The organism is Acinetobacter sp. ANC5681, from assembly GCF_023488045.1.
In the GTDB taxonomy this organism is placed as follows: Bacteria; Pseudomonadota; Gammaproteobacteria; order Pseudomonadales; family Moraxellaceae; genus Acinetobacter.
In genome coordinates this window covers 107051-133457 of record NZ_JAMFKZ010000006.1, presented here as the reverse complement: position 1 = coordinate 133457, position 26407 = coordinate 107051, and the positions used below count along the sequence as shown (strand labels likewise).

The 26407-nt window shown below is 37.3% G+C and carries 22 protein-coding genes, 1 tRNA gene and 1 pseudogene; 12 read left to right on the top strand and 12 right to left on the bottom strand.

The window, feature by feature from the left end; all coding sequences use genetic code 11:
• Window positions 1-34 precede the first annotated feature (34 nt).
• Both M5121_RS05950 and M5121_RS05945 read right to left on the bottom strand, forming a co-directional pair.
• A complete protein-coding gene (locus tag M5121_RS05950) occupies window positions 35-475 on the bottom strand; it encodes a winged helix-turn-helix transcriptional regulator (protein WP_004908535.1) in 441 nt (146 codons plus the stop codon).
• A 159-nt stretch (window positions 476-634) separates the two neighbouring features.
• The gene (locus tag M5121_RS05945; RefSeq protein ID WP_004908532.1) at window positions 635-1270 is read right to left on the bottom strand and encodes a TetR/AcrR family transcriptional regulator; all 636 of its coding nucleotides are present in this window, start codon (window positions 1268-1270) and stop codon (window positions 635-637) included.
• A gap of 111 nt (window positions 1271-1381) precedes the next feature.
• Between M5121_RS05945 and M5121_RS05940 the strand changes: the two genes are divergently transcribed.
• From M5121_RS05940 to M5121_RS05925, 4 genes are read left to right on the top strand one after another with little or no spacing between them, the layout of a single operon-like run.
• Window positions 1382-2380 carry an HlyD family secretion protein gene (locus tag M5121_RS05940; RefSeq protein ID WP_004908530.1) on the top strand — a complete coding sequence of 333 codons (999 nt, stop codon included), beginning with the start codon at window positions 1382-1384 and terminating at the stop codon, window positions 2378-2380.
• Window positions 2381-2390: 10 nt separating this feature from the next.
• Complete coding sequence (locus M5121_RS05935; RefSeq protein ID WP_249570626.1) at window positions 2391-4181, top strand: ATP-binding cassette domain-containing protein; 1791 nt, start codon at window positions 2391-2393, stop codon at window positions 4179-4181.
• Window positions 4178-5305, top strand: coding sequence for an ABC transporter permease (locus M5121_RS05930; protein ID WP_249570625.1), 1128 nt, complete (start codon window positions 4178-4180; stop codon window positions 5303-5305). Before M5121_RS05935 ends, M5121_RS05930 begins: the two co-directional genes overlap by 4 nt.
• 5 nt (window positions 5306-5310) lie before the next feature.
• Window positions 5311-6429, top strand: a complete 1119-nt coding sequence (locus tag M5121_RS05925; protein ID WP_004908521.1) for an ABC transporter permease — start codon at window positions 5311-5313, stop codon at window positions 6427-6429.
• A gap of 124 nt (window positions 6430-6553) precedes the next feature.
• Here M5121_RS05925 and M5121_RS05920 read toward each other — a convergent pair whose 3' ends face one another.
• From M5121_RS05920 to M5121_RS05905, 4 genes are all read right to left on the bottom strand, one after another.
• The gene (locus M5121_RS05920; RefSeq protein WP_005402157.1) at window positions 6554-8914 is read right to left on the bottom strand and encodes an AAA family ATPase; all 2361 of its coding nucleotides are present in this window, start codon (window positions 8912-8914) and stop codon (window positions 6554-6556) included.
• 517 nt (window positions 8915-9431) lie between these two features.
• Window positions 9432-10649 (bottom strand): tyrosine-type recombinase/integrase, encoded by a 1218-nt coding sequence (locus tag M5121_RS05915; protein ID WP_004908517.1) that lies wholly within the window; start codon window positions 10647-10649, stop codon window positions 9432-9434.
• A gap of 174 nt (window positions 10650-10823) precedes the next feature.
• Window positions 10824-10899 (bottom strand) — tRNA-Arg (locus M5121_RS05910).
• 70 nt (window positions 10900-10969) lie between these two features.
• Window positions 10970-12328 (bottom strand): amino acid permease, encoded by a 1359-nt coding sequence (locus M5121_RS05905; RefSeq protein WP_249570624.1) that lies wholly within the window; start codon window positions 12326-12328, stop codon window positions 10970-10972.
• A 368-nt stretch (window positions 12329-12696) separates the two neighbouring features.
• Between M5121_RS05905 and prpF the strand changes: the two genes are divergently transcribed.
• From prpF to M5121_RS05890, 3 genes and pseudogenes are all read left to right on the top strand, one after another.
• Window positions 12697-13884: a 2-methylaconitate cis-trans isomerase PrpF gene (gene prpF / locus M5121_RS05900; protein ID WP_249570623.1), complete on the top strand. Its 1188-nt coding sequence runs from the start codon at window positions 12697-12699 to the stop codon at window positions 13882-13884.
• Window positions 13885-14047: 163 nt separating this feature from the next.
• Window positions 14048-14959 carry a polyprenyl synthetase family protein gene (locus M5121_RS05895; RefSeq protein ID WP_249570622.1) on the top strand — a complete coding sequence of 304 codons (912 nt, stop codon included), beginning with the start codon at window positions 14048-14050 and terminating at the stop codon, window positions 14957-14959.
• 32 nt (window positions 14960-14991) lie between these two features.
• Window positions 14992-15145 (top strand): annotated as a pseudogene (locus M5121_RS05890) (DUF3817 domain-containing protein); the annotation flags it as partial.
• A 47-nt stretch (window positions 15146-15192) separates the two neighbouring features.
• Here the strand turns inward: M5121_RS05890 and M5121_RS05885 are convergent.
• The 5 genes from M5121_RS05885 to M5121_RS05865 all read right to left on the bottom strand — a co-directional run bounded on the left by M5121_RS05885 (window position 15193) and on the right by M5121_RS05865 (window position 18724).
• Entirely contained in the window at window positions 15193-15513 is a 321-nt protein-coding gene (locus M5121_RS05885) for a hypothetical protein (protein ID WP_249570621.1), read from the bottom strand.
• A gap of 120 nt (window positions 15514-15633) precedes the next feature.
• Window positions 15634-16485, bottom strand: coding sequence for an SPFH domain-containing protein (locus tag M5121_RS05880; RefSeq protein WP_249570620.1), 852 nt, complete (start codon window positions 16483-16485; stop codon window positions 15634-15636).
• A gap of 18 nt (window positions 16486-16503) precedes the next feature.
• Complete coding sequence (locus M5121_RS05875) at window positions 16504-16965, bottom strand: NfeD family protein (protein ID WP_249570619.1); 462 nt, start codon at window positions 16963-16965, stop codon at window positions 16504-16506.
• Between the two features lie 152 nt (window positions 16966-17117).
• Window positions 17118-18035: a patatin-like phospholipase family protein gene (locus M5121_RS05870; protein ID WP_050041556.1), complete on the bottom strand. Its 918-nt coding sequence runs from the start codon at window positions 18033-18035 to the stop codon at window positions 17118-17120.
• A gap of 62 nt (window positions 18036-18097) precedes the next feature.
• Window positions 18098-18724 carry a 1-acyl-sn-glycerol-3-phosphate acyltransferase gene (locus tag M5121_RS05865; protein ID WP_050041499.1) on the bottom strand — a complete coding sequence of 209 codons (627 nt, stop codon included), beginning with the start codon at window positions 18722-18724 and terminating at the stop codon, window positions 18098-18100.
• Between the two features lie 144 nt (window positions 18725-18868).
• On the opposite strand from M5121_RS05865, the gene M5121_RS05860 reads away from it, so the two are divergent.
• The 5 genes from M5121_RS05860 (at window position 18869) to M5121_RS05840 (ending at window position 25552) form a co-directional block, all read left to right on the top strand.
• Window positions 18869-20116, top strand: coding sequence for an MFS transporter (locus M5121_RS05860; RefSeq protein WP_249570618.1), 1248 nt, complete (start codon window positions 18869-18871; stop codon window positions 20114-20116).
• 336 nt (window positions 20117-20452) lie between these two features.
• Entirely contained in the window at window positions 20453-21583 is a 1131-nt protein-coding gene (locus M5121_RS05855; protein WP_004963704.1) for a porin, read from the top strand.
• 304 nt (window positions 21584-21887) lie between these two features.
• Window positions 21888-23528, top strand: a complete 1641-nt coding sequence (locus M5121_RS05850) for a phosphoethanolamine transferase (protein ID WP_249570617.1) — start codon at window positions 21888-21890, stop codon at window positions 23526-23528.
• Window positions 23529-23542: 14 nt separating this feature from the next.
• Complete coding sequence (locus M5121_RS05845) at window positions 23543-24220, top strand: DNA-binding response regulator PmrA (RefSeq protein ID WP_004664536.1); 678 nt, start codon at window positions 23543-23545, stop codon at window positions 24218-24220.
• A gap of 6 nt (window positions 24221-24226) precedes the next feature.
• The gene (locus tag M5121_RS05840; RefSeq protein ID WP_249570616.1) at window positions 24227-25552 is read left to right on the top strand and encodes an ATP-binding protein; all 1326 of its coding nucleotides are present in this window, start codon (window positions 24227-24229) and stop codon (window positions 25550-25552) included.
• A 42-nt stretch (window positions 25553-25594) separates the two neighbouring features.
• Here M5121_RS05840 and M5121_RS05835 read toward each other — a convergent pair whose 3' ends face one another.
• Window positions 25595-26398 (bottom strand): BUD32 family EKC/KEOPS complex subunit, encoded by an 804-nt coding sequence (locus M5121_RS05835; RefSeq protein WP_249570615.1) that lies wholly within the window; start codon window positions 26396-26398, stop codon window positions 25595-25597.
• Window positions 26399-26407 lie beyond the last annotated feature (9 nt).

Sequence of the window (26407 nt, the reverse complement as noted above, 5' to 3'; positions counted from 1 at the left end):
GCGAAAAAGCACTCAGAACGAGTGCTTTTTGGTTTTATCCAGTTTGTTGATGAATCATTCGAGTGCCAATTTCAGCTCCCGTGATTTGATCAATGACAATAGGTTTGATTTCAGTCCCTTGTTCTGCATCAATAAATACAGGCATCTGTTCAGGGTTTTCATAAGGTTTATGTTTACGCCCCCATGCACCAATCACAAATAACACTGGTAAAAAATCTCGCCCTGCTTGAGTTAATACATATTCTTCACGTGGAGGATGCTCTGAATATTGCCGTTTCTCAAGTAATCCTTCCTCAACTAAAACAGATAAACGTTTTGTGAGCATCGTGGGTGCAATGCCGAGGCTTTTACGGAATTGATCAAATCGTGTAAATCCTGCATGTGCATCGCGTAATATCAACATGCTCCAAGCATCACCAAGAACGGATAGGCTTCTTGCAATAGGACAGACGTCAAGGCTGGTATTTTTACTCATGATAAATTAATAAACTGAAAAGTAACTACTGAATAAATAGTAACATGATTTTCTATGCTTAACTATGCCAATCGCCTTTAAGAGGAAAGGGCTTCGTTATTGTCGCTTAATCTATAATGTTTGCTTAACTTTACGCGATGAAGTTTCTTACCTCATTATTTAGTCTTGATTATGTTTAATCGCTTCGAGCCCAGCAATAGAAAAAGTCATTAAATGTTTAACGAGTTGATTTGGTTTCATTTGTGATACATGTTGTATTGGTGTTGGGATATTGGTACTTGCAATAATGAGCATCATACACGGTGCTATTACACTCAGTACACAAGGTAATAGAGCAGGGTTATTCTCATCCAAACCTGATACTTGGCTAATTATTTTACGAACGTATTGGAATTTTCTAGCCCCATCATTTGCCATAAATTCTTGTAAATATGGTGTCGGGGAAAATAGTTCACGAATAAAAACTTTACTGTGCCAAATATCTTTCTCGACTAGCTTACTAATCAGTGTTTCAAAGAAAATTTCAAGTTTTTTTATGGGAGGAATAGAGCTTTGTACCAACTCAAATAACTGTTGTTCATTGATATAATGCGTGTGTGCTTCGGCTAGTACGGCTTTATATAAACCATCACGACCTTCAAAATGATAGTTAATGGCAGCTAAATCGACTTCAGCAATTTGAGCAATCGCTTTATTTGTCGTTTGAGCAAAACCGTTTTGAGCGATCAGGTTTCCAGCAGCTTCTAGAATCTTCGATTTAGTTACATCACCATCACTTCGCCTAGTTCTAGACATTTTTTACTCTGAATCAAACGTTACTTTTTAAGTATAGCTTTTTTTATTAAATTGATATAGTTTAAATTAAAATTGAATTTAAACTTTGGTTTTGTCGAAAAGGACTATTCCATGAAAAAGCGCATGATTGCTGGTACTCTGATCTTCATCATCGTTATTTTAGCAATTGCGATATGGTTGATTAATAAAGATAAAAAATTAGATCAGGATCTGACTCTCTTTGGTAATGTGGATATTCGACAGGTTTCTTTAGCTTTTGAACAAGCTGGACGGATTCAAACTCTTTCTGTACAAGAAGGAGATAAAGTGAAAAAAGGGGAGCTGTTGGCAACTATAAAAACAGATGCCTTAAGGATTCAAGAGCAGCAAGCGGAAGCACAGCTTAATGTGCAAAAACAGATGATCATTGCACAAGAGGTTGGAACCCGACCTGAACAAATTGCTCAGGCAAAAGCACAATTAGTTTCAGCAGAGGCTCAATTTGAAAAAGCAAAAAAGGATTATCAGCGTTTACAAGTTTTGATTAATACCACCTCAGGGCAGGCAACGAGTAAGCAGGAGTTGGATTATGCACAAAGTAGTCAAGCTACTGCTGCTGCTGCCGTAAAGGAGCGTGAAGCTAATTTACAATTATTACAAAAAGGAGCAAGAGCAGAAGACCGTGCAGCAGCCAAAGCGCAATATCAGGCGACTCAAGCCAATCTGAATTTAATTCAATATCAAATCTCTCAAAGTGAGTTACGTTCACCTGTCGATGCTGTGGTACGAGCCAGATTACAGGAGGTCGGTGATATGACTACAGCACAAAAAACAGTGTATACGCTTGCTTTGACTAACCCAAAATGGGTGCGAGTCTATGCCAATGAAAAAGATTTGAGTTCAATCAAGATGGGAGCTAAAGCTCAGGTTATTCGAGATACCGTACCTGATCAGCCGATTATAGGACAAATTGGCTATATCTCATCTGTTGCTGAATTTACCCCTAAAACGGTACAAACTGAAGATATACGTACCACATTGGTTTATGAGGTTCGTGTTTATGTTAATGATCCGAATGATCAGCTTAAAATGGGGCAGCCTGTAACGGTGAAAATTGCTAAGGTCAATTGAGTATCTCCATATGAATGCCTCGCAAAATAATATTCCTCATGTCGTGATTGCTCATAATTTACGGCAACTGTTTAAGGCAGAAAATAAGAAAAGCCCTGATATTTGTGCGCTTGAGGATTTAAGTGTGCAAATTCCATCAGGACAACTAACAGCTTTAGTTGGGCCTGATGGGGCAGGTAAAACGACTTTCTTACGTTTGATTGCGGGATTGTATCAGCCTTCAGCAGGTTCATTAGAGGTATTGGGCATTGATGTTGCGAAGAATCCTCAAATGGTACAAAACCGAATTAGTTATATGCCACAACGCTTTGGTTTGTATGAAGATCTAAGCATTCAAGAAAATCTAGATTTATATGCTGATTTGCATGGCGTCCCACAAGCGGAGCGCAAACAACGTTTTGCTCGCTTACTTGAAATTACTGATTTAAGTAAATTTACACAACGACCCGCAGGTAAATTATCTGGTGGTATGAAGCAGAAGCTTGGATTGGCTTGTACTTTAGTACGATCACCAGAATTATTATTATTGGATGAGCCGAGTGTTGGGGTTGACCCACTATCGAGACGTGATCTATGGATCATTATTGAACAATTAGTCAAAGAGGAGAATTTGAGTGTCATTATAAGTACTGCATACATGGATGAAGCTGAACGTTGCGCTGATATCTATGTCATGTATGAGGGAAAAATTTTAGAGCGAGGTGCTCCGAGGGAGTTGAGTGAGCGAGTGCGTGGTCTAACTTGGCAGGTTGAACCTCCAACAAATATGAAAGCACGCATTTTACAGACCCAGTTATTAAATATGCATCAATATATTACGGATGCTGTGCCTAAAGGTGATATCGTCCGATTTATAACCAAGCCTGATTTTCCAGAATTAGGCATTAAGCAGTTACCACAAGGTTCTATAATTACTCGTCGAGAACCAGAGCTTGAAGATGCTTTTATGTGGTTTTTACATCAAGCTCAGCAAACAAAACATAATCTGAAACAGAACAACATTAGTGTAATTGAAAGTACAGTCGTTAATGATATTGAACAACGACAACCTATTATCATCGTTAAGGATTTAGTTCGAAAATTTGGTGACTTTACTGCTGTGGCAAATACCTCGTTTGAAGTGAGGCGAGGAGAAATTTTTGGGTTGCTTGGGCCAAATGGGGCAGGTAAAACCACCACATTTAGGATGCTATGTGGCTTGTTGCCAGCTAGTAGTGGCACATTAGAAGTTGCGGGTATGAACTTACGTACTGCTCGGGCGCAGGCAAGGGCAAAAATTGGCTATGTCTCCCAAAAATTTTCTTTATACAGTAATTTGACCGTATTGGATAATCTAAAGTTTTTTGGTGGTGCGTATGGATTATCAGGAAAAAAATTAAACCAACAAATCAATGAAATCATCGAGCGTTTTGAACTAAAACCACATGCCAAAAGTGGTGATTTACCGAATGGCTTTAAGCAACGTTTGTCTATGGCTGCTGCTTTGTTACATCAACCTGAAATTGTATTTCTGGATGAGCCTACGAGTGGTATTGATCCTTTGGCGAGGCGTTCATTTTGGTACACCATCGGTGAACTTGCGAATCAAGGTATTACGATCATTATCACGACGCATTTTATGGAAGAAGCAGAATATTGTGATCGTATTGCTATTCAAGACGCTGGGAAATTGTTGGCACTAGGTTCACCCAAGCAGGTTCGGATACAGGCTGGGGACAGTGGTCTAAATGACATGAATAGTGCTTTTATTGCGATTGTTGAGCAAGCGCGTTTTCAGCAATCTAAGGAGGATGGTGTATGAAATTACCTGCATCTGTCCTACGTCTGATTGCTTTAACCCGTAAAGAAAGCCATCAATTAATGCGAGATAAGAGTAGTCTAGCAATTGGACTAATTTTACCTATTATTCTAATTTTATTATTTGGTTACGGTTTATCTTTTGATTTAAGTAATGGTCGTGTTGGTGTTGTTGTACAAAACATGACTCCTCAAAGTAATCAATTCATCACTGGATTAAATGGAACCCCATATATAACAGCAACGGTTTATCAGAATTTTCATCAAGCTGAACAGGCAATTCGGCAGGCAGAAATAGATGCGATTGTTGTATTGCCATCCAATTTTGCAGAGCAAAGTGCCAATAACAATGCTCATGTTCAAATTATTAGCAATGGTCGTTCAACGAGTATGGCTTCAGCATTACAAGGCTATGTGATTGGTGCTTTGACCACAGCTCAAACGATTCAAGCTGATCGCAGTCATATGAACTTATCAAATGGCATAATCGTTGTTGAACAACGTATGTGGTTTAATGAATCAGCCAATAGTACTTGGTTTTTAGTTCCTGGTTTAATTGTATTGGTACTCACTTTAATTGGTGCATTCCTGACAGGCTTATTAATTGCCCGAGAACGTGAACGGGGAACTTTAGAAGCTTTATTTGTTACGCCTGTGCGTCCTCTAGAAATTGTGTTGGCAAAATTAATTCCATATATCGTTATTGGTATGGTTGATATTGTGATGTGTTTGTTCGCTGCTTCTTTGGTATTTGATGTTCCAATTCGTGGTTCATTATTGTCGATTATCAGTGCATCATTTTTGTATTTGCTGGTTTCATTACTATTAGGCCTAACCATTTCTGGTATTTCTAAAAGCCAGTTTCAAGCGAGTCAAATGGCGCTATTGGCAAGTTTTATGCCTGCATTGATGCTTTCGGGCTTTGTTTTTGATACCCGAAACTTACCAATCATTGTGCAGGTGATCAGCCAAATACTACCTGCAACTCATTTCATGACACTAATCAAAACCTTGTTTTTAGGTGGGGATGATTGGGGGTTATGGTTCAAGGAATGCTTCATTTTAATGATCTATGTGGGCGTTTTTACAGTTGCGTCTTGTATATCATTGAAAAAACGTTTGAGGTAATCCGAATGATTCAAGGTGTTGTCGAATGGTTTAGTTATCTGTTGGTATTGGTGAGAAAGGAATTTCTAACCATCTTTAGCGATCCAGCAAATAGGACAATTTTATTTGTTCCTGCTTTGATGCAAGCTTTATTGTTTGGCTATGCTGCTAGTTATGATGTGAATCATGTTGATTATGCTGTCCTAGACCAAAGTAAAGGGCAAGTATCTCAGCAATTTCTATCTCACCTAGATGGTTCTGGCATATTTAACCGAACTGTTACTTTGGAAAATAATACACAAATCAAGCAAGTGATAGATGATCGACAAGCATTGGCTGTGATTACGATTCCTGCTGATTTTGAGGACAAATTGAATCGGGGAGATGTTTCTGCGATACAAGTGATTTTAGATGGACGGAATTCTTCTACGGCAGGAATGGCAGGTTCATATATCAATAATGTCGTTGCAAAAGTCAATCAAGAGCGCTTAGGTGTAGCTTCCACGATCAATATTGAAACACGTACTTGGTATAACCCAAATCAGGAATCGAGATGGGGAATGATGCCCTCTTTAATTGCAGCTCTAAGTATGATGCAAACCCTATTGTTATCTTCTTTATCTGTTGCTAGAGAAAGAGAGCAGGGAACCTTCGATCAATTGTTAGTTACGCCATATACACCTATTCACATCATGATTGGGAAAGCACTCCCTCCAATTTTTGTAGGGCTGATGCAGTCTACAATTATTCTGGTCATTATCATGTTTTGGTTCCAAATTCCCATGAATGGCTCGCTGCTCTTACTCTATTTTGGGCTGCTGTGCTTTAATGTTGCTATCGTCGGTGTTGGTTTATCTATTTCTGCAATTTCATTGAACATGCAGCAATCAATGTTGTTTACTTTCTTTTTGATTATGCCATTAATGTTATTGTCAGGGCTTTTAACTCCTGTCCAAAATATGCCACATATTTTGGAATTAGCAACTTATGCTAACCCATTACGTTTCGGTATTGACCTTGTGCAAAGAGTTTATCTAGAGGGCGCGACCTTTTCACAAGTGAAATGGGATTTTGCGCCTATGTTTGTATTGGCAGTGATAACTTTACCTTTAGCCGCATGGCTGTTTAGAAATAGATTGTCATAGAGTTAGGTCTTTTAGATTGAAGAATAATGTGTTGGGCTGAATTTAAATTTAAGAACTAAAAAAAGAAGAGATTTCTCTCTTCTTTTAAATAGGTGATCCATTCTAGATCAGGTTTAAAACTCTTCTACAATACTGTTTCAATATTGTTAAATAAGTCCTGTTCGATAATTTTGGTATTTTCAATATCATCCCCCGTTTGTAAAGCTCGATTAACTGCATGACGTGTTGCACGTGTGATCAATGAGTTTAAATCACGACCTGAATAATTTTCAGTTTGTTTTGCAAGCTGTATCGCAATGGTTTCAACATCAAAATTAGTTGGTTTTTTCCGTAAAATATTTGCAATGATTTGCGAGCGGGCGAATTCATTCGGTAAGCCAATCTCGATCTTTCGTTCTAAACGAGACATTAAAGCACTATCAATATTTTCAGGGTAGTTACTTGCTGCTAATAAAAAGACTTGCCCTTCTTTGGTTGCAATACCATCTAACTCTTGTAGCATTTGCCCTACAATTTCTTGAATAAAGCTGTCATTTGACCCATTACGTGCTCCAGCCACAATATCAATTTCATCGATAAAAAGAATACAAGGGGCTTGAGAACGGGCTTGTTCAAATAATTGTTTTACTTTGCTACCAGACTGTCCAATGTAATTTGCTTTTAAATCTGATGTTGTTGCACCAATGAAGGATAGGCCTGATTGGCTTGCGAGTACGCGTGCAATTTGGGTTTTACCTGTCCCTGGTGGGCCGTAAAGTAAAATACCTTTTGGGGTAGAAATACCTAATTCAGCAAGTTTTTCAGCATTACGAAGTTCTTTACCTAAATTTTGAAATTCCGACATCGTTGAATTTGGTAAAACAATATCATCCCATGTCATTGCTTTTACATTTGTTGAGCCTTTTCCTCGAATTTTACGGATATGTTCAAGTAACATATCTGCATTCAAGTCACGGTTAAGGCTTTCTGCAACTAAGGAGGCAATCAATGTATGTAAATCACGCCCTGACATACCTGCTGTTTCATGCACAATATCATCATTAACTTTAAACTGCATGTCGGCTTGGGCAAATTCATTCTCTAAAATTCGTTTGCGTGCTTTGCCATTTGGTAGACCAATCTCGATTGTTGTTGTAAATCGTGAAAGAATAGCATTATCAATAATATCCTTACGATTCGTTGCAGCAACCACAAAGACTTTACCTGCATCTTGATTAAAACCATCCCATTCAGAGAGGAAGGTTTGTACTAATTCATTGCCAAAAGCATCCGTATCAGCTCCACCTCGACGAGCAAACGTACTCTCGCATTCATCAATAAATAAAATTGTAGGTGCATTGTCTCGGCATCGTTGCCATAACGCTTTGACTTTGGGTGCAGTTTGACCAATATATCCTGCTTTTAGGTCAGAAATATTGACTGCTTCAAAATGGCAATTTGCATGCTTTTGTAATTTACGAGCTATTAATGTTTTACCTGTTCCAGGAGGGCCGTAAAGTAAAATACCTTTAGGCGTGGGTTTTCGATCTGAAATGAACAAATCTACGAGTTTTAAAATTCTATCTAAAGTTTCTTCTTCAATCGCAATATCTGACCATTCCTCAACCACAGTTGATAAGGTCTTTAATCGTTGTTGTAAGGTATTGTAATATTTATGGTCTTTAGCCCAAATTTCAGCATATTCAGAAAAAACTTGAATTGGTTTGACATAGTTTTCTAGTTTTGAAGCAACTTCTTGCAAGAATGCTTTTTGAATACTCCAAATACTTTGTTGTATTGCTCCTGCTTTGATCGGGATTAGGGCAGCTTTCCGATCATTCTTAGGCATTGATAAGACCATATGAATGTTTTCAGAGTCTATAGGCATATTCAAGGGATGAAATACAATAAAATCTGCTCCAAACAGTGGACCAAATTCGTTATTAATACGCCATGAGGAAAACACATCTTTATTGGGCCAAGGTGCTCTAACCACATCATAAGGATAAGCGCTATCACCACTTTCCTTTTCAGTAAAATGCATAAAAGAAAAGGAGTACTGCTTTAAAGACTGAATGGCATCAATTGTGTTTTGGCTTTTTTTGGTAGCAGCGATTTGTATACTTTTTTTGGATAGAAAAACATAAAGTCCAATAGCAATAAGATAACCTAAAAATTTACTACTAATTAAAAATCCAATCAGAAAAGGGATAACTAATATTAGGCCAATCCAAAGCATAATCACAAATTTTTGATTGATAAATAAGGGGCGTAAGCTTAATCCTAATCCAATACATTCTTTTCGAGCTTGAGTTAGAACTTGATCAATTCTATTTTGTACAAGTGTGTGAATTGTGAGTTCTACATCCTGTACAGCTGTTTCAACATCTGAATAGTACTGAAATGCTTGCTCTTTAGATGTATTGACTTCTTTTGCTGCTGCCTCCAGTGCTTGATTGGCTTGTTGAAGTTGTTGACCAAGGTAACTTTCCTGACTTTTATCCATTATTGTTGCCACCATTGCACTGAATGAGATTGTTTTTTTATTATGCAATAAAAAAGGTGGCATTAACAACATGGATTTTATATATAATTCAAGTGAAAACATGGGGTTATTATTGTTATTTTATTTAAATAACTTTGTGATTATTGCAAGCTTATGAAAGCAGTAAATAGTCAAAAAATATTTTTTGGCTGACAATGTATTCAGCTAAAATACATTTAAGAAAAATTAGTTACGTTGGATGATCTCAGTCAAAATAAAGGTTAATAGATTTTAATATTGGTACAATAAAGAACCTCTACTTTCAGTGAATTTAGATGCTTTCATGCAGAATCTCCTACCTATACTGTAATAGAAAATTCTACTTTTAGATCCTTTTATTTTTTAGGGGGAGATGACCCTGTATAAGTGTCCTTGCATTGATAGTATCTTAAAATAAACGATTAAAATTATGGTTTGGTATATTTTTAATAGTTATCAACTTTCGAATCAGGTTATTGAATTAGTAATATTCCAAAAACTATTCTGTAATCTTCTTTATTTCTCCACAATAATCCGCCCATCTCTGCATCATGATTTTTCTTTTCTCTAAATGCTTGGTACGGTTATACGCACGACCATGCATATCTTTTACTTGATGTGCCAGTTGTTGCTCAATCAGTTCAATTGGAAATTCTAAGACCTCTTCTAAAATTGTACGAGCAGAAGCACGGAAGCCATGTCCACATGCTTGTTCACTGGTATAGCCTAAGCGACGTAAAGCTTGATTGATGGTATTTTCAGACATCGGCTTTAAGTTGGAAGTCGTTGCTGAAAATACATACTCACTCTTAGCTTTTGTTATTCGAGCAAGTTCAGAAAGTAAATGAATGACTTGAGTTGATAGAGGGACAATATGCTGAACTCCTGTCTTTGATTTTGTTTTGGGAGGGGTGTAACTCCACAAACCTTTTTCAAGGTCGATATCTTGCCATTTGGCATGTCTTAATTCGCCTGGGCGAACAAAAACTAGGGGCGCAATACGAAGAGCATATTGGGTGACTACTGAACCCTCATAGTGATCAATATCTTGTAAGAGCAAGGCAAAATCTTTAGGCTCAATCAAAGCTGCCATATGTGTCACTTTGGGTGGGGATATCGCACCTTTTAAGTCTTGAGTAACATCGCGATCACATAATCCTGTTGAAACTGCATAGCGCAGAACTTGACCACATTTCACTTTGACCTTTTTAGCAGTTTCTAATTTTCCTTCTTTTTCGTAAATCCGACAAACTTTAAGGATATCCATAGCTTTAATTTCATGGACTGGGATTTTTCCAATATGCTGATTAATTACGTCTAATAAGCGTTGTTGTCCTTTAATTGTTGATTCAGCAAAGTCTTGCTTTGCCATCCATTCATTTGTAATATTTTGGAAATTATTATTATTCGTACTTAATATCTCATTCTTAATTCTAGCCTTTTCAACATGTGGGTCGATATTTTGAGAGAGAAGGGTACGGGCTTCTTCACGTCTAATTCTTGCATCTGCTAAAGAGACTGTAGGGTATGAACCAAAGCTTAAGGAATTTCTCTTCTTGGTATAGGGGCGTGAGTAATCAAATCTCCAGCTCTTATCCCCAGTCTTAGAGATAATCAGAAATAAACCATTACCGTCGGAAAGTTTCTGTACTTTCGTAATATCTGCTTTGATAGTTTTAATCTTGGTATCTGTAAGTGGTATAACGATTTTTGGCATTTTTACGGTAGGATTTTCTTTGGTAATAGATCTTACCGTAAAAATTACCGCAAAGAAACACGCATTAAGTTGGAGTTCTCTAGACTTATTTAGATTTTAATTTTATTAAACAGTTGAATTTTATATATTTTTAATATTGGTTTGGAGTGTTGTAGATCAAACTAAACCACAAAATGGTGCGCTCAGCGGGACTCGAACCCACGTCGGTCGCTTAGGAGGCAACTGCTCTATCCAGTTAAGCTATAAGCGCATAATTTTATGATTATAAACAAAAAAGTGATTGCCTAAGCAATCACTTTTTGATGAATTTGATCAGATATTTAATCTTTCGCTTTAAGATTTAAAGCTTTATATAGCACAAACATCAATACAATCCAGATTGGGATCATCAGCACAGATTCTTTGAAACCTTGTTGCCACATGATGTACAGTACGACTGCAATGAAAACTAAGACTAAGTAGTTACTGATTGGTGACCATAACGCAGGGAAACTCGTTTTTAAATTCTTTTCCTTGACCATCGCTTTGAATTTTAAATGAGTTAAGCTGATCATCGCCCAGTTAAGCACTAGAGCGCCAACCACCACATACATCAAATGACCTAAGGCATCTTCTGGAACAAAATAGTTCAACAGTACGCAACCAAAAATCAATAAAGCAGATAATAAAACAGCAGGAATCGGTACACCTTGTTTATTTACTTTAGCGAAAACTTTAGGCGCATTCCCTTGTTGTGCTAAACCGAAAAGCATACGGCTATTGGCAAACATACCGCTGTTATATACAGATAAAGCTGCTGTTAAGATAATGAAGTTAAGTAAATGAGCCGCCCAACCAATTCCCATTTGACTAAAAATCATCACAAATGGACTTTTGTCTAAACCACCTAAATCCAGTTGGTTCCAAGGCACAAGTGAAAGGAGAATCGCTAATGAGCCAACATAGAAAACCAAAATACGCACAACAACTTGATTAATTGCTTTTGGAATGGTTTTCTTTGGATCATTCGCTTCTGCCGCAGCCATACCAATCAGTTCGATTCCACCGAAAGCAAACATAATAAAGGCAAGCATGTAAAACAAACCATCAAAACCGTTTGGAAAGAATCCACCATGTGACCAAAGGTTACTAAAAGAGGCTGTTGAATTCGCATCTGCTGTGAAAAGTAAAAACAAACCAAATAAAATCATAGCGACAACAGCTGTGACTTTAATGATAGCTAACCAAAACTCTGATTCACCATATAATTTAACGTTAGTTAAATTAATTGCCGTAATAATGACAAAGAAAAATAACACTGATTGCCAAGCCGCAATATGAGGCCACCAGTAGTTAATGTATTTTGCAACCGCAGTCAGTTCACTCATCGCAACAAGGATATATAGTACCCAATAATTCCAACCTGATAAGAATCCTGGAAACTTCCCCCAATATTGATAAGCAAAATGACTAAATGAACCAGCGACAGGTTCTTCGACAATCATTTCACCTAATTGGCGCATGATGAGAAATGCAATCAAACCACCGATTGCGTAACCCAAAATAATTGATGGTCCAGCAGACTGGATGACTTGCGCAGAACCTAAAAATAAGCCCGTACCAATAGCTCCACCCATAGCAATGAGCTGGATATGGCGGTTTTTTAGTCCACGCTGAAGTTGAGAAGAATCGTTGTTCAAAGGACTGAGCTCGACGAGGAATAAGTGGAATATTCTAATAGATTGCAAAGTTTTAGCCTAGTAAAAGTACAGCTTGGCTATGACTGGAAAGTAGTTTTTAAAAGTTATTTAAAATCATATATTTGAACGAATGGTAAACTAGGTGGTGGTGGTATTTTAGACATTTAAATCAAACTTTTGTTTTTTAAACAGCAGTTGTTTATTTTCGTGCCATTGTTGAGTTATTCAACTTTACTCAATATATACGATGTGCTTTATCTATTCCGTTTTGCTTTAATCGTATAGTCGTATGGCATTTCAGATGACTCTACGATAATTTAAGCTCACATTCACTTGCACCAAGAACATGATAAAAGGATGAAATTGACATGAGTTCAGTACCACAAATTAAAGTCCCTGCAACCTACATGCGTGGTGGCACGAGTAAAGGTGTCTTTTTCAATCTCAATGATTTACCTGAAGCCGCACAAGTTGCAGGAAAGGCACGTGACTTGCTCTTGCTACGAGTTATAGGAAGTCCAGATCCTTATGGTAAACAGATTGATGGTATGGGCGGTGCAACTTCAAGTACCAGTAAAACTGTGATCTTGGCAAAAAGTGCCGAGCCAGAGCACGATGTCGACTATTTATTTGGACAAGTTTCAATTGATCAAGCTTTTGTAGATTGGAGTGGTAACTGTGGCAACTTGACAGCAGCAGTCGGTTCATTTGCGATTTCTAATGGTTTGGTCGATGCAGATCGTATTCCTGAAAATGGGATTTGTACGGTACGCATTTGGCAAAAGAATATTCAAAAAACCATTATTGCACATGTCCCAGTAACTAATGGTCAGGTTCAAGAAACAGGTGATTTTGAATTAGATGGAGTGACTTTCCCTGCAGCAGAGGTGCAAATTGAATTTTTAGACCCTGCTGATGATGGTGAAGAGGGTGGGGATATGTTCCCTACAGGAAATGTTGTTGATCAATTGGTTGTGCCTGATGTTGGAACATTCCAAGCGACATTTATTAACGCAGGTATTCCAACTATTTTCTTGAATGCTGAAGATATTGGCTATCAAGGAATAGAATTACAAGATCATATTAATGGGGATGCCGCAGCCTTAGCACGTTTTGAAAAAATTCGCGCATATGGTGCAGTTCAGATGGGCTTGATCAAAGATATTTCAGAAGCAGCAGCACGTCAGCATACACCTAAAATCGCTTTTGTTTCAGAACCTAAAAGCTATACTTCTTCAAGTGGCAAAACTGTTGAAGTATCAGATGTTGATTTATTGGTACGTGCATTGTCTATGGGTAAGCTACATCATGCCATGATGGGGACAGCAGCCGTGGCGATTGGAACGGCAGCCGCAATTCCGGGTACTTTAGTGAATTTAGCAGCAGGTGGTGGCGAGCGTGAAGCAGTTCGTTTTGGTCATCCATCAGGCACTTTACGTGTCGGTGCTCAAGCCGAGTTAATTGATGGGAAGTGGGCTGTCAAAAAAGCGATTATGAGTCGTAGTGCACGTGTATTGATGGAAGGTTGGGTACGTGTGCCGGGTGATACTTTCTAAATGCTGATTTGATTTTATGAATAAAGCCTTCGTTTGAAGGCTTTATTATTTTAAAGTTATTAAAAACACAAAAACAATTTCTCTAAATAAATAATGTTATGATGTTGTCATTCTGGCAAGTTTTTGTCGGTTGATCCTTTCATTAAAATTTCCCGAGGCAATCGTGTCATCTATTTCTCAAGTTAATGCGGATGTTTTACAACAATCTCAACAACGTATTCAACAAGATTTATTGACAGCATTGGCTGCATTTTCTATTCCTGAACCTTTAAAGTCAGCCGTTCATCATGCAGTAATGTTGGGCGGCAAGCGTGTTCGTCCTGCATTATGTTATGCAACAGCAGCTTTATTGCCAAATCATAATTTTGCAGCGGCCCGTCGTGCTGCCGTTGCAATTGAGTTAATACATTGTTATTCCTTAGCACATGATGATTTGCCGTGTATGGATAATGATTTGTTACGTCGAGGTCAACCAACTTGTCATGTAGCATTTGGCGAAGATACTGCACTATTGGCTGGTGATATTTTACAGTCCATGGCATTTGAGATATTGGGCAGCCGTTTGTTTGATGAACAAGGTCAAGGTACAGATGCAGCCATTGTCTTAAAACAAATGCAGATTTTGGCGACAGCAAGCTCTAAAATGGTTTGCGGACAGGTGCTTGATTTACAAGCTGAAGGTAAACAAGTTGATCAAACTGAATTAGAAAATATTCACCGTAATAAAACGGGTGCATTGATTCAAGCTGCGATCATGATGGGTGCAGTGACTATCTTTACTGGGACAGATCAAGCAATTCCTAAACTACGCCAATTTGGGCAAAGCATTGGTTTAGCTTTTCAGGTTCAAGATGATATTTTAGATATTACAGCAAGCACTGAAATTTTAGGTAAAACTGCGGGTAAAGACGAGCAAGTGCAAAAATCTACTTATCCTGCATTGATGGGATTGGCTCAAGCTCAGGCTTATGCTCAAACTTTACACGATCAAGCTTTTGAAGCATTAGCATATTTCGGGGATGATGCTAAAGAACTTGTTGAAATTTCTCAATTCTTGTTAGCACGCCAAAGTTAACTAGAGGAACATAATGAATATTCAGTCGTTACGTGTTGTTTTTACTCTTTTTAGCGATGCTCTTTGTGGTGTGCTATCGTATGAAGTGGTCGTTATGTATTTTTAATTTGGGCTTAGTTGCAGCAATTTTACCTTTTGGTCCTTTTATTTTTGATAAAAATTAAACAACTGACTGAAAATCGCTGAAATTAGATATGTATGGATGATTAGAGTGTATATAAAATATGCTCTCACTATTGTTGATTTTGATTAAAGATTTTCAAAAGTTCATTAAACTCTTTGTGTTGTCCTTTAAAAGCAATAATCCAAAAGATAAATTGGACCATAAATAGAATACAGAAAATTTGAATGGCAAATTGATGAAAGAAATAGTTTAACAGCCATGCAAAGCTTAAAAATACAATTTGGAAAAATGGGATAGCTGGAATGATGGAAGCCCCAGCATTAGGCTTTCGATCATTTTGGAGGTGGACGATATTACCTTGTAATGCTGATAAAATTATGTTTTGCCAAGTGAAAATAAAGCTTAATACAAATGCAATGATGTATATCATCTTAAAGAATATTCCTATAGGGTTGGATGGTAATCCAACCCTATATTTAAGTAATATTTTATAGGGTAATGATTTTAGGACAGATTGTTATCTGTCCTGACTATAGCCTGATTAATGATATTAATGTTTCCCCATAATTCCACGGATAGCATTAAGTACATCCGATGGGAGTACCACAGTTTTTGCATTGTTTGATTTAGATAGATCCTGCATTGCTTTCACATATTGCTCACCCAATAAATAAGCAACAGGAATTTCTTTATCGCCTACAGCAGTGGTGATCATTTCAATCGCACGTTGTGAAGATTCAGCAAGGACTACCTGAGCTTCTGCATCACGACGGGAAGCTTCTAAACGACCATCCGCCTCTAAAATCGCAGCTTGTTTTTCACCATCTGCTTTCGTCACCGTTGCACGACGTTGACGTTCAGCCGCTGCTTGTGCTTCCATCGCAGCTTGCATGGTGTGAGATGGTTGAATATCTTGAATTTCAACTGTTTTAAGGGTAATGCCCCAATCTGAAATGTCATCAGAAATGGCAGCTTTTAATTTCGCCTTAATGTGGTCACGAGATGATAAAGCATCATCTAAATCCATTTCGCCGACGATCGAACGTAATGAAGTTTGCACTAGATTTTGAATCGCCCACGTATAATTTTCAATTCCATACACGGCTTTTTCTGGAGTTGTTAGATTGATATAAGCGACTGCATTCATCACTAAAACAGCATTGTCTCGAGTAATCACTTCTTGTGATGGAATATCTAACACAATATCTTTAGTTGTAATTTTATATGCCACTTCATCGATATAAGGAATAACAAAGTTCAGACCCGGGTTTAGGGTGGTATGGTATTTACCTAGACGTTGTACAATCCATTTATACCCTTGAGGAACAATACGCACCCCTTTAAAAATAGTTATGCCAATAAAAGCTAAAAGTGCTAAGACAACAATATTACCGATATACATTGGAAACCCTCTTTATGTTTATGAGTTGCTGTGTGGTTGAACGACTAAATCATTACCTAAAATATCAATTACTCGGACACGATCACCAACTTGTACTGGAGCTGTAGAACGGCAATTCCACTCATCAGAACCTAAAAGGGGCATGGGAAAGCGTACGACGATTTGTCCATGATCAAGTCCAGTTTTAATCACCATACCCACTTGCCCTATGGTTGATTCACGCGCTAGACCTGCTTTAGTTTTATCAATTGAAAGTGGTTTGATAAACTTGAACCAAAGAATCGTACATAAAATGGATAAAATTCCCCATGTGATCACTTGAGTGGTAAAGCCGATCATTGGGAAAAGCCATAGTAAAATGCAGACCATAATTGCGGCTACGCCAAACCATAACGCAGCAAAAGCGGTCAAAATCAACTCTGAAAGGATCAGCAAAATTCCTAATATAAACCAGTGCCAAGGTTCAACTACAAACTCCATAGATTTGCTCGCATCATTAAACTGAGTTAGGTGAAAAACATTCACTTTGGCACTGTAGCAGATCATTATGTTTATGAATATAAAAAGATTGTTTTTTTAGATATTGGGGCTGATGATTATTATAAAATAGCAGCAGCCCCTGAAGATAATGATTAGAATTTAGCTTTTGCTGCAGGTTTAAATGCAGCAGGAGATTTCTTAAATGTTGCAATTGCATTTTGGATTGATGTAATTTTCGCTTGAGCCGATTTTTCGCCTTCTAAAATTGCTTGATTACTCGATTTCAGATCAAGTACACCCAAATGACCGACTTTCGGTTGAATTACAACATTTGCTTGGCTCAATTCTTGATTAATACTTTGTTGCCCCATAATATTAATGGTCTGATCCAATAAACCCCACATGCTTAATGGTTTATCACCTGTTGGACGTGCAGATATATCGACTGCAATCACAATATCAGCACCCATATCTTTCGCAGTTTTCACAGGAATAGGACTGACTAAACCACCATCTACATACTTGGTATTACCGATCACAGCTGGAACAAAGACGTTGGGAATACTGCAAGAGGCTCGTACGGCTTGACCTGCATTTCCTTTAATAAACTCAGCTTTTTTACCATTGTCTAAACGAGTGGCAACCGCCGCAAAGCGAATTGGAAATTTTTCAATTGGTTTGTTACCAACTTGCGTATTGACATAGTTTTGCAGTTTTTGCCCAAGGATAATGCCTTGGCTATTGATGGTAAGATCACGCAAATCAGATTCTTGCAGTTTTAATGCGAGATTTTGCATTTGATAAGGGGTTTGCCCACTTGCATAAATACTTCCAACAAAGCTACCTGCACTTGTTCCAGTGACAATCTTAGCTTTAATACCATGAGATTCTAAAACTTTAATGACGCCAATATGCGCAAAACCTTTTGCACCACCTCCACCTAAAGCCAAAGCAATAACAGGTTCACGAGCTTTAATCGAAGTCGTAGGAGGAGCATTTTTTACAGTTTGATCACAACCAAATAAAGCTAAGCTGAATAAAGCCAAGCAAGACAGTCGAGCAATTTTCATATGAAGTGGAGATAAAATAGACAAAAAGATGGGCACATCAGAGCAGATTTACCCCTAATTTTCTAGTCCTTTTTCACTAGTTTTTGTAATGGTTCTGCCAGCCAAGCAGGATTCTTTGGAGAAAAATGACCAACATAATGCTGCATAATCTGTTCAAGGTCATTTTGATAGTGACCTGTTGGTGTAAATGCTCCTAGGCTGTAAATAGTTTTGCGATCGTAGTCGAAAGCAAACATCACTATGGGTATTCCTGCTGCATGAGCTATATGATAAAAGCCACTTTTTATTTTTTCAGCTTTTTTCCGCGTTCCCTCGGGCGCCATGCCAACCCAAATTTTGTCATATTTGTGAATAGTCGCAACCACTTGCTCAGTGAGGCCATTGGTGCTGTCACGGTGAACAGGAATGAGTCCTGCCCAATCTAAAATTGACTTAAAAGGTGGTTTAAATAAAGTATCTTTTCCCAAAACTGTAATTTTTAAACCGAGCCCTCCAATTGCCAAGAAACCATACCAACCATCAATATTTGAAGTGTGTGGAGAAATAATCGCAACTGCTTTGGGTAAGTTTGGAATTTCTCCAACCACAGTCCAACCTTGTCCTAAAAACAGTTTTCTACACAAAGTACGACTGAAAGCCGTTCCACGTTGCGGAACTAACGGAGGTAAGTCAGGAAAATATTGTGGCATAAATCTGTAAATACGATGACAACTACAACTTATGTTAAACGCTCATGAGTGGTCTAGCATTGGCAAAAACTAAGATTTTATTGCCAGATCAATGAAAGGATTGGATACTTGAGTTCTCTCTTTTGTTACTCTGGAAAACTGTAAATGCTTAATCTTCGACAGATTTACATTTTATTGTTTTCTTTATATTGGGCACAGGGATTACCTGTAGGTTTCATGACCCATGCCTTACCCGTAATTTTAAGGGCACAAGGTGTCTCTTTAGCACATATCGGTGGTTTTGGTTTACTGATGCTACCTTGGTCGATCAAAATCTTTTGGGCGACGTATGTTGATCGTTTTGCACTTTCTCGTTTAGGGCATTACCGTAGCTGGATTATTCCGACGCAATTATCCAGTGTTTTTATTTTGGTTATTTTGTCATTTTTCCCTATTCAAGCACTTGATCAACCGAGTTATTTATTTATTTTCTTTGTCTTACTTTTTTTGATGAATTTTACTGGTGCGACACAAGATATTGCCACAGATGCTTTAGCTGTCAATTTACTCAAACAGGATCAACAGCATTGGGGTAATACTTTTCAAGTGATTGGTTCACGCTTAGGATTTATTGTTGGTGGTGGAGCAGTGCTTTGGTGTTTAGATTGGTTAAATTGGCAAAAGACATTTCTTATTTTAGCCATGTTGGTCTTTTTGAATACCCTACCTATTTTGTTTTATCGAGAGCCTAGGCATGATTTTACAAATAGCGCGCAGACAACTTCTTCGATTTCATTTAGCCGATCAATTAAAAATTATCTTACGTATTTTACATCTTCTCAAGAGTTAAAAACGTGGTTGATGGTCTTATTGAGTTTTAAAGTTGCTGATGGTTTGGCAGGACCAGTATTAAAACCTTTGATGGTAGATATGGGCCTAAATTACACCCAAATAGGTGTTTTTATCACCATATTTGGTGCTATGGCAGCGCTGGTGGGAGCAGGTGTTGCAGGGCTTTTATTGAAACATTTTTCCAGAATACAATGCTTAATTACTTTCTCAATCCTGAAGATCATCAGTTTAGTTGCTTATACGGGCATTGCTTATGGCTATGAAACTAATCAGCAGATTACGCCATTTTGGTTATATATCGTCAATGCATTTGAAGATGCATGTTCAGCAATGTTATTGGTGGTCATCTTAACTTTGATTATGCAGTACAGTCGCAAAGCATTTGCAGGTACAGATTTTACTTTCCAGGTATCGATTATGGCTACCATGAGTGGTTTACTCTACTTAGGAAGTGGAATTTTGGCTGATGCGATTGGGTATTATCGTTACTTATGTTTGATTTGTATGGTTGCTATTTTGTGTCTATTCCCGATGTTCTATTGGAAAGAAAATACAAGATGAAAACAAATTTTTATTACAAATTTCTTTTAATATTTCTTAATTTTGAAATATAAAGGATAGTTTTTATATTGCTTCATTCGCAAAGTTTATTGTTTTAACTCAAAGTCTCGTGATTGCGTATAAGTATTTTTCATGGAATAGTGTTTTTAATAATATTATTTAATTCATTGAAATTTATTAATAAAAAACAATTTTTTATAAAATTCATAAAATGTAATTGATGTGTGTAAAAATTAAACTTTAGTCGAAAATAGAATAAATAAATAATATTTTAATCGTTTTGTCATATAAAGTTAATGTGTAGGATTTGTTACAAATTTAGCTAGGACGTAAACAATGAAAATCAAAATTGTAACAGCAGCAGTGCTTGGTTTACTCGCAACATCAACATTTGCAGCACCAACAATCTATGGTGAGATTGATGCCAGTGTTGATTATTTACCAGAAAAAAATGCAACGATTGGAAATAAGGATGTTTGGGAAATTAGCTCAAATATTTCGTTCATTGGGATTAAAGGCGATGAAAAACTCACTGATCGTTTAAGCGCTGTATATGCTGCAGAATGGGGTTTAAGTGCTGATGGCGATACCACTGATTGGAGCCAACGTAACCGCTTTGTTGGTTTGAAAGACGCTCAGTTAGGTACAGTTAAAATTGGTAAACATGACACACCAGTCAAGCAACTCTCAAGTGTTGTAGATACCTTCAACAACTATGTTGCTAACAAAGCAGATGTAACAGGGATTTTTACTGGCGAAAACCGTATTGATAATGTAGTGATCTATGAGTCACCTGCAGTCAAAGTTCTTGATGGTGCATTTAAATTTAATGCTTTACTGGCAACAGGTGAGGCGACTGGGATTAAGCAAAGCAGTGGTGGTGCTAAAGTTGAAGGTCAGGGCTTAGGTGATGCTTGGTCAGCTTCGGTAACTTATGAAAATCCACTTTTTGTTGCGGGTCTTGGTTATGACAAAGCGATCCCAAGTACGTTCTTAGGTAAAGGTATTTTAAATGCATCTGATCCTGAAATTGCTGGCGGATCAGTGTTTGCTGCTGCAAATACAGTTCGTGCGATTGGCCGATTAAATCCAATTGAAGGTTTAGCGCTTAAAGCACTTTATCAAAGTTCAGAAGTTGAAGAAACTTCTTATGCTGATGCAGGTGATGCAACTAAATGGGCTGCAAAAGCTAAAAATATTGATGATGCACAAGGTTGGTTAGTTGGTGCTGAATATAACATTCCACAGTCTAAAAACTGGACAGTGAAAGCTCAATACAGCCAAAACGATACCAGTTTCAAAGACAACAGTGCAGACTTCAAAGCCAAACAAGTGATTGCTGGTGCTGACTATGCATTTAGCAAACAAGTTAAAACATACGGTTATGCAGGTTATCTAACGCTTGAACAAGCGGACAAAAAAGATAAGCAACCTGTAGCAGGATTAGGTTTAGAATTTAAATTCTAATATCTTGTATCTAAAAACACCCCCTAAGTTTGACTTAGGGGGTGTTTTTTTATTTCTATTTTATTATGTTGTAATATAATCATTTAACTGAATAAAATGATTTTCGATAATAAAACTAAGATAAATTTTAGATGGAAAGTAAATGGAATTCATTGTTTTAAAATGAATTATTTTGAAATATACTTTGATGTCTAGATATAGATCCATTGTTTTGTTAACTCTCAATTATTTAGTTTAAGTCATTTTTAAGTTTTTATTCTTATCTTAAGCAAGTTAAGAAATCTATTTTCAGACTGTGAAGATCATGTTCCTACAGAAACTCAAGACCAAATCGATATCCTTGTTTGCATTTAATCTATTGCTTGCAATATGGTTAGGTATTTTTCTTAACTTAGCTTTTTATGAAAAAATCCAATCGCTTACGCCCTATACTGGGATAAAAGCGGGAATGTTTGTCGCAGCATCCGTTATAGTCGTTGTTGCAGCTTATCATTTTATTTTTCAGCTTTTTAACTGGAAATGGACAGCAAAACCAATAGCGATTGTTTTAGTTTTTATTGGTGGCTTTGCTTCATATGCTGTGAATACGCTTGGTGTTTTAATTACATCAGACCAAGTGCAAAATTTAATGCAAACTGATGTTGCTGAAGCACGTGATACATGGTCTTGGCATTTAGTTGTATGGACATTAGGAATGATAGTACTTCCCATCATTGCTATTTTAATGGTGAAGTTAAAGCCTGAACCAATGCTGCGTCAAATTGTAAAAAAAGTGATTGCTTCAATTGTTTCATTGGCTTTGGTTGGTGGATTATTGTTTGTTTTTTACGTTGATTTTGCAGCGATATTCCGTGAACACCGTGATTTAAAGGGAATGATCTCACCGCAAAATATGATTGCTTCATTTGCTTCATATTATAAGAAGAAAGCACCTAAAGAAAATTTACCGTTAGTGACTTATGGTGAAGATGCTTCAATGCAGAAAGCGAATGTTGCTGCTTTACCTAAATTGATGGTTTTAGTGGTGGGTGAGACGGCACGTGCAGAAAACTTTTCTTTGAATGGTTACGCTAAGAATACCAATCCGAAGCTTGCGAAACAGGATTTAATTAATTTTGCTCAAGTGAGTTCTTGTGGTACAGCGACAGCTGTTTCCGTACCATGCATGTTCTCAGGTATGCCACGTAAAGAATATGATGAACGACTTGCAAGCCATCGTGAAGGTCTACTCGATATTGCAAAACGTGCAGGTTATCAAGTGACATGGATTGATAATAATTCTGGTTGTAAGGGAACTTGTGATCGAGTTGAACAATTTAAGATTCCAGAGCCAATTCAAAAGAAATGGTGTAAAGATGAAGAGTGTTTTGATGATATTTTAATTGATAGCCTGAAAGCTTATCTTGCAACAATTCCTAAAGATGATACGCGCCCACGCTTAGTGGTACTACATCAAATGGGTAGTCATGGTCCAGCCTATTACAAACGTATTCCAGCAGAATTTAGAGTTTTTAAACCAACATGCGATACCAATGCGATTCAGGGTTGCTCGCGTGATGCACTTGTGAATAGTTATGATAATACCTTGCTTTATACGGATTATGTTTTGGACTCATTGATTGAAACGTTAAAAGGTCAAACACAGCACGAAGCAGGTTTGTGGTATTTATCGGATCACGGTGAATCAACAGGTGAAAGTGGCATGTATTTACATGGAGCACCCTATGCAATTGCCCCGACCCAGCAAACCCATGTTCCAATGTTTATGTGGTTCTCTGATCTTTGGAAAAAACAAGCTCCAGAACAAATGAAATGTTTAGCGAAGCAAAATAAGAGTGAATTGAGTCAAGACAATTTGTTTCCAACGATGTTAAGTTTACTTGATGTCAAAACTAAGGTGATTGACCCTAAAAATGACATGTTAGCGACATGTTCTAACCCATAAGGTGAGATAAAGTCATGACCAAAATCTTGATGATCGAAGATGATTTTATGATTGCAGAGTCAACATTGACTCTGTTGCGCTACCATCAATTCGAGGTAGAGTGGGTCAATAATGGCGTAGATGGGCTATCCTTATTAGCAAAGCATAATTTTGATTTGGTTTTGCTTGATTTGGGTTTGCCTATGATGGATGGTATGCAGGTATTGAGACAAATCCGTCAGCGTAGTGCACTTCCAGTATTAATCATTTCAGCCAGAGATCAACTGCAAAACCGTGTCGATGGATTGAATCAAGGTGCGGATGATTACCTAATTAAACCTTATGAGTTCGATGAGTTATTGGCACGAATTAATGCACTATTACGTCGAGGTCATGCAGAAACAGCACAACTTAAAAATCAATCGCAGTTATTGAAAAATGGTGATTTGGTTCTTGATGTCGAGCAGCATTTGGCGACCTTCAAAGGACAGCAGATTGAGTTATCAAACCGTGAATGGGCAATTTTAATTCCGCTTGTAAGCCATCCAAATAAAATCTTCTCCAAAGCAAATCTTGAAGATAAGCTTTATGATTTTGATAGTGAGGTGACCAGTAATACCATAGAGGTTTATGTACATCACTTACGTGCAAAACTAGGGAAAGATTTTATTCGAACCATCCGTGGTTTGGGTTACCGACTAGGACAATCATAAATATTTATGAAAATATCTAAGCAATACTCACTGAAAAAAAGACTGATTTGGGGAACCTCGGTCTTTAGTTTGCTGCTTGGATGTTTATTAATTTTTACAGCTTATAAAACAGCTTTACATGAAGTTGATGAGATTCTTGATACACAAATGCAATATATGGCTGAGCGTTCGACTGCTCAGCCATTAACAACTGTTGTGAGTAAAGTTGAATTGCATCGCACATATCACGAAGAAGATTTATTGGTTGATATTTGGGCTTATAAAGATCAAAGTCATTTATGGCATCAAACACACTTACTCATTCCCCCTGTAAAACAAGCGGGCTTTTATAGCCAAGACACGCCACAAGGCAAATGGCGTGTCTATGTCATTCCTTTAAAAGACTATCAAATACAAGTTAGTCAGCAGGAAGATGTTCGCCAATCATTTGCTTGGGAATTGGCAGGGAGTATGTTTGTTCCCTATATTATTTTATTGCCTTTTGCGATTTTGGTTTTAGCTTTTATCATTCGTTTGAGTTTAAAACCTCTCGACGATTTCAAAACAGAATTAAGGCAACGTGATTCAGATGGTTTAGCACCTATTGATGGCAATGATTATCCTCAAGAGTTGATCCCAACTATTGAGGAGATGAATCATTTATTTGAACGAATTCAACATGCTCAAACCGAACAAAAGCAGTTTATAGCAGATGCTGCACATGAATTACGAACACCCGTCACTGCACTCAATTTACAGACCAAGATTCTGATTAGTCAATTTCCTGAACATGAAGCATTGCAAAATTTGAGTAAAGGCTTGGCACGTATTCAGCATTTGGTGACGCAGCTTTTAGCTTTAGCAAAACAAGATGTTGGATTAAGTTTAATCGAACCAAATACTCACTTTCGTTTGAATGATGTCGCACTCAATTGTGTTGAACAGCTTGTTAATCTTGCAATGCAAAAAGAAATTGACTTAGGTTTTGAACGTAACGATTTGATTGAAATGCAAAGTCTTGAATCAACTGTTCATTCAATTATTTTTAATCTGATTGATAACGCGATTAAGTACACGCCAGATCAAGGTATTATTAACATTTCGGTTTACAGTGACAGTGACGATTTTGCTTGTATTCAAATTGAAGATAGCGGTGTTGGTATTGATGCTGAACAATACGATAAAGTTCTAAAACGTTTTTATCGAGTGCATCATCATTTAGAGGTGGGCAGTGGTCTTGGACTTTCAATTGTCGATAAAGCTACGCAGCGACTAGGTGGAAGCCTAGTTTTGTCTCGAAGCCTTGATTTAGGTGGTTTATCGGTTTTGGTTCGCTTACCTAAAAAGCTCTAAGTTTAGCTATCGATGATTTGATTGATTGAATTATCAAATGAGTTAAGTAATTGTTTCGGAATGCTCTTTTAAGTAACGTAAAAATAAAACACATTTCTGAATACGTTTGCCATCATTACCAACTTTGCTAATATTAAAGTTCAGAACCCATTTTAAGCGTTTCCCAACTTTGCATACATCACTATAAACTTGCGGTTCAGCAAGGAGGGCTTGATAAAGAATTTGACTAGCATCGGATAATTGTTCAAATTCGAAATGATAGGCTGTAGAAAAAATAAATAGCAACCAGTCACGAACAAAACAATCATGTAGACTCAGGACTTCATGCGGGTCAGTTTCAAAATCAATAAAACTAAATCGGTTATTTTCATCGACGAGAATGTTGCGAGCGAATGCTTCGCTTAAATAGCCTTGTTTAGAATGAATATACTGAATGGCTTGAATTGATTGGCTAAATAATAATGATTTTGAATCAATATCTTTTTGACAAGCCAATGCTTGATCTAGTTGTGAGACGCTACTTTGATGTTGTGATCCGATGTCTTCAAGCAAAATTCCTTTTTTTGAAACTGCAAGGACATTCGATGTAGAAACACCTAAAGATTTGAGTGTTTGAATCCGATTGTATTCACATTGAATTGCAGTAGAACCGCCTTGATTAGGAACAGGAGTAATTGCACCTAAATTAAATATTTTTGCTAACCACTTCAATGGGGTGTAAAGCCATAAACCGTGACGTTCAGATGCTTTCTTTAACCATACTTTTTGAGAACCTAGATCGTAGGCTTGAATGGAAGATTGTTGCTTAGTTAAAGTAGTTTCTAAGAAATTTTGAAAGTCATCCATCAGCAGCAA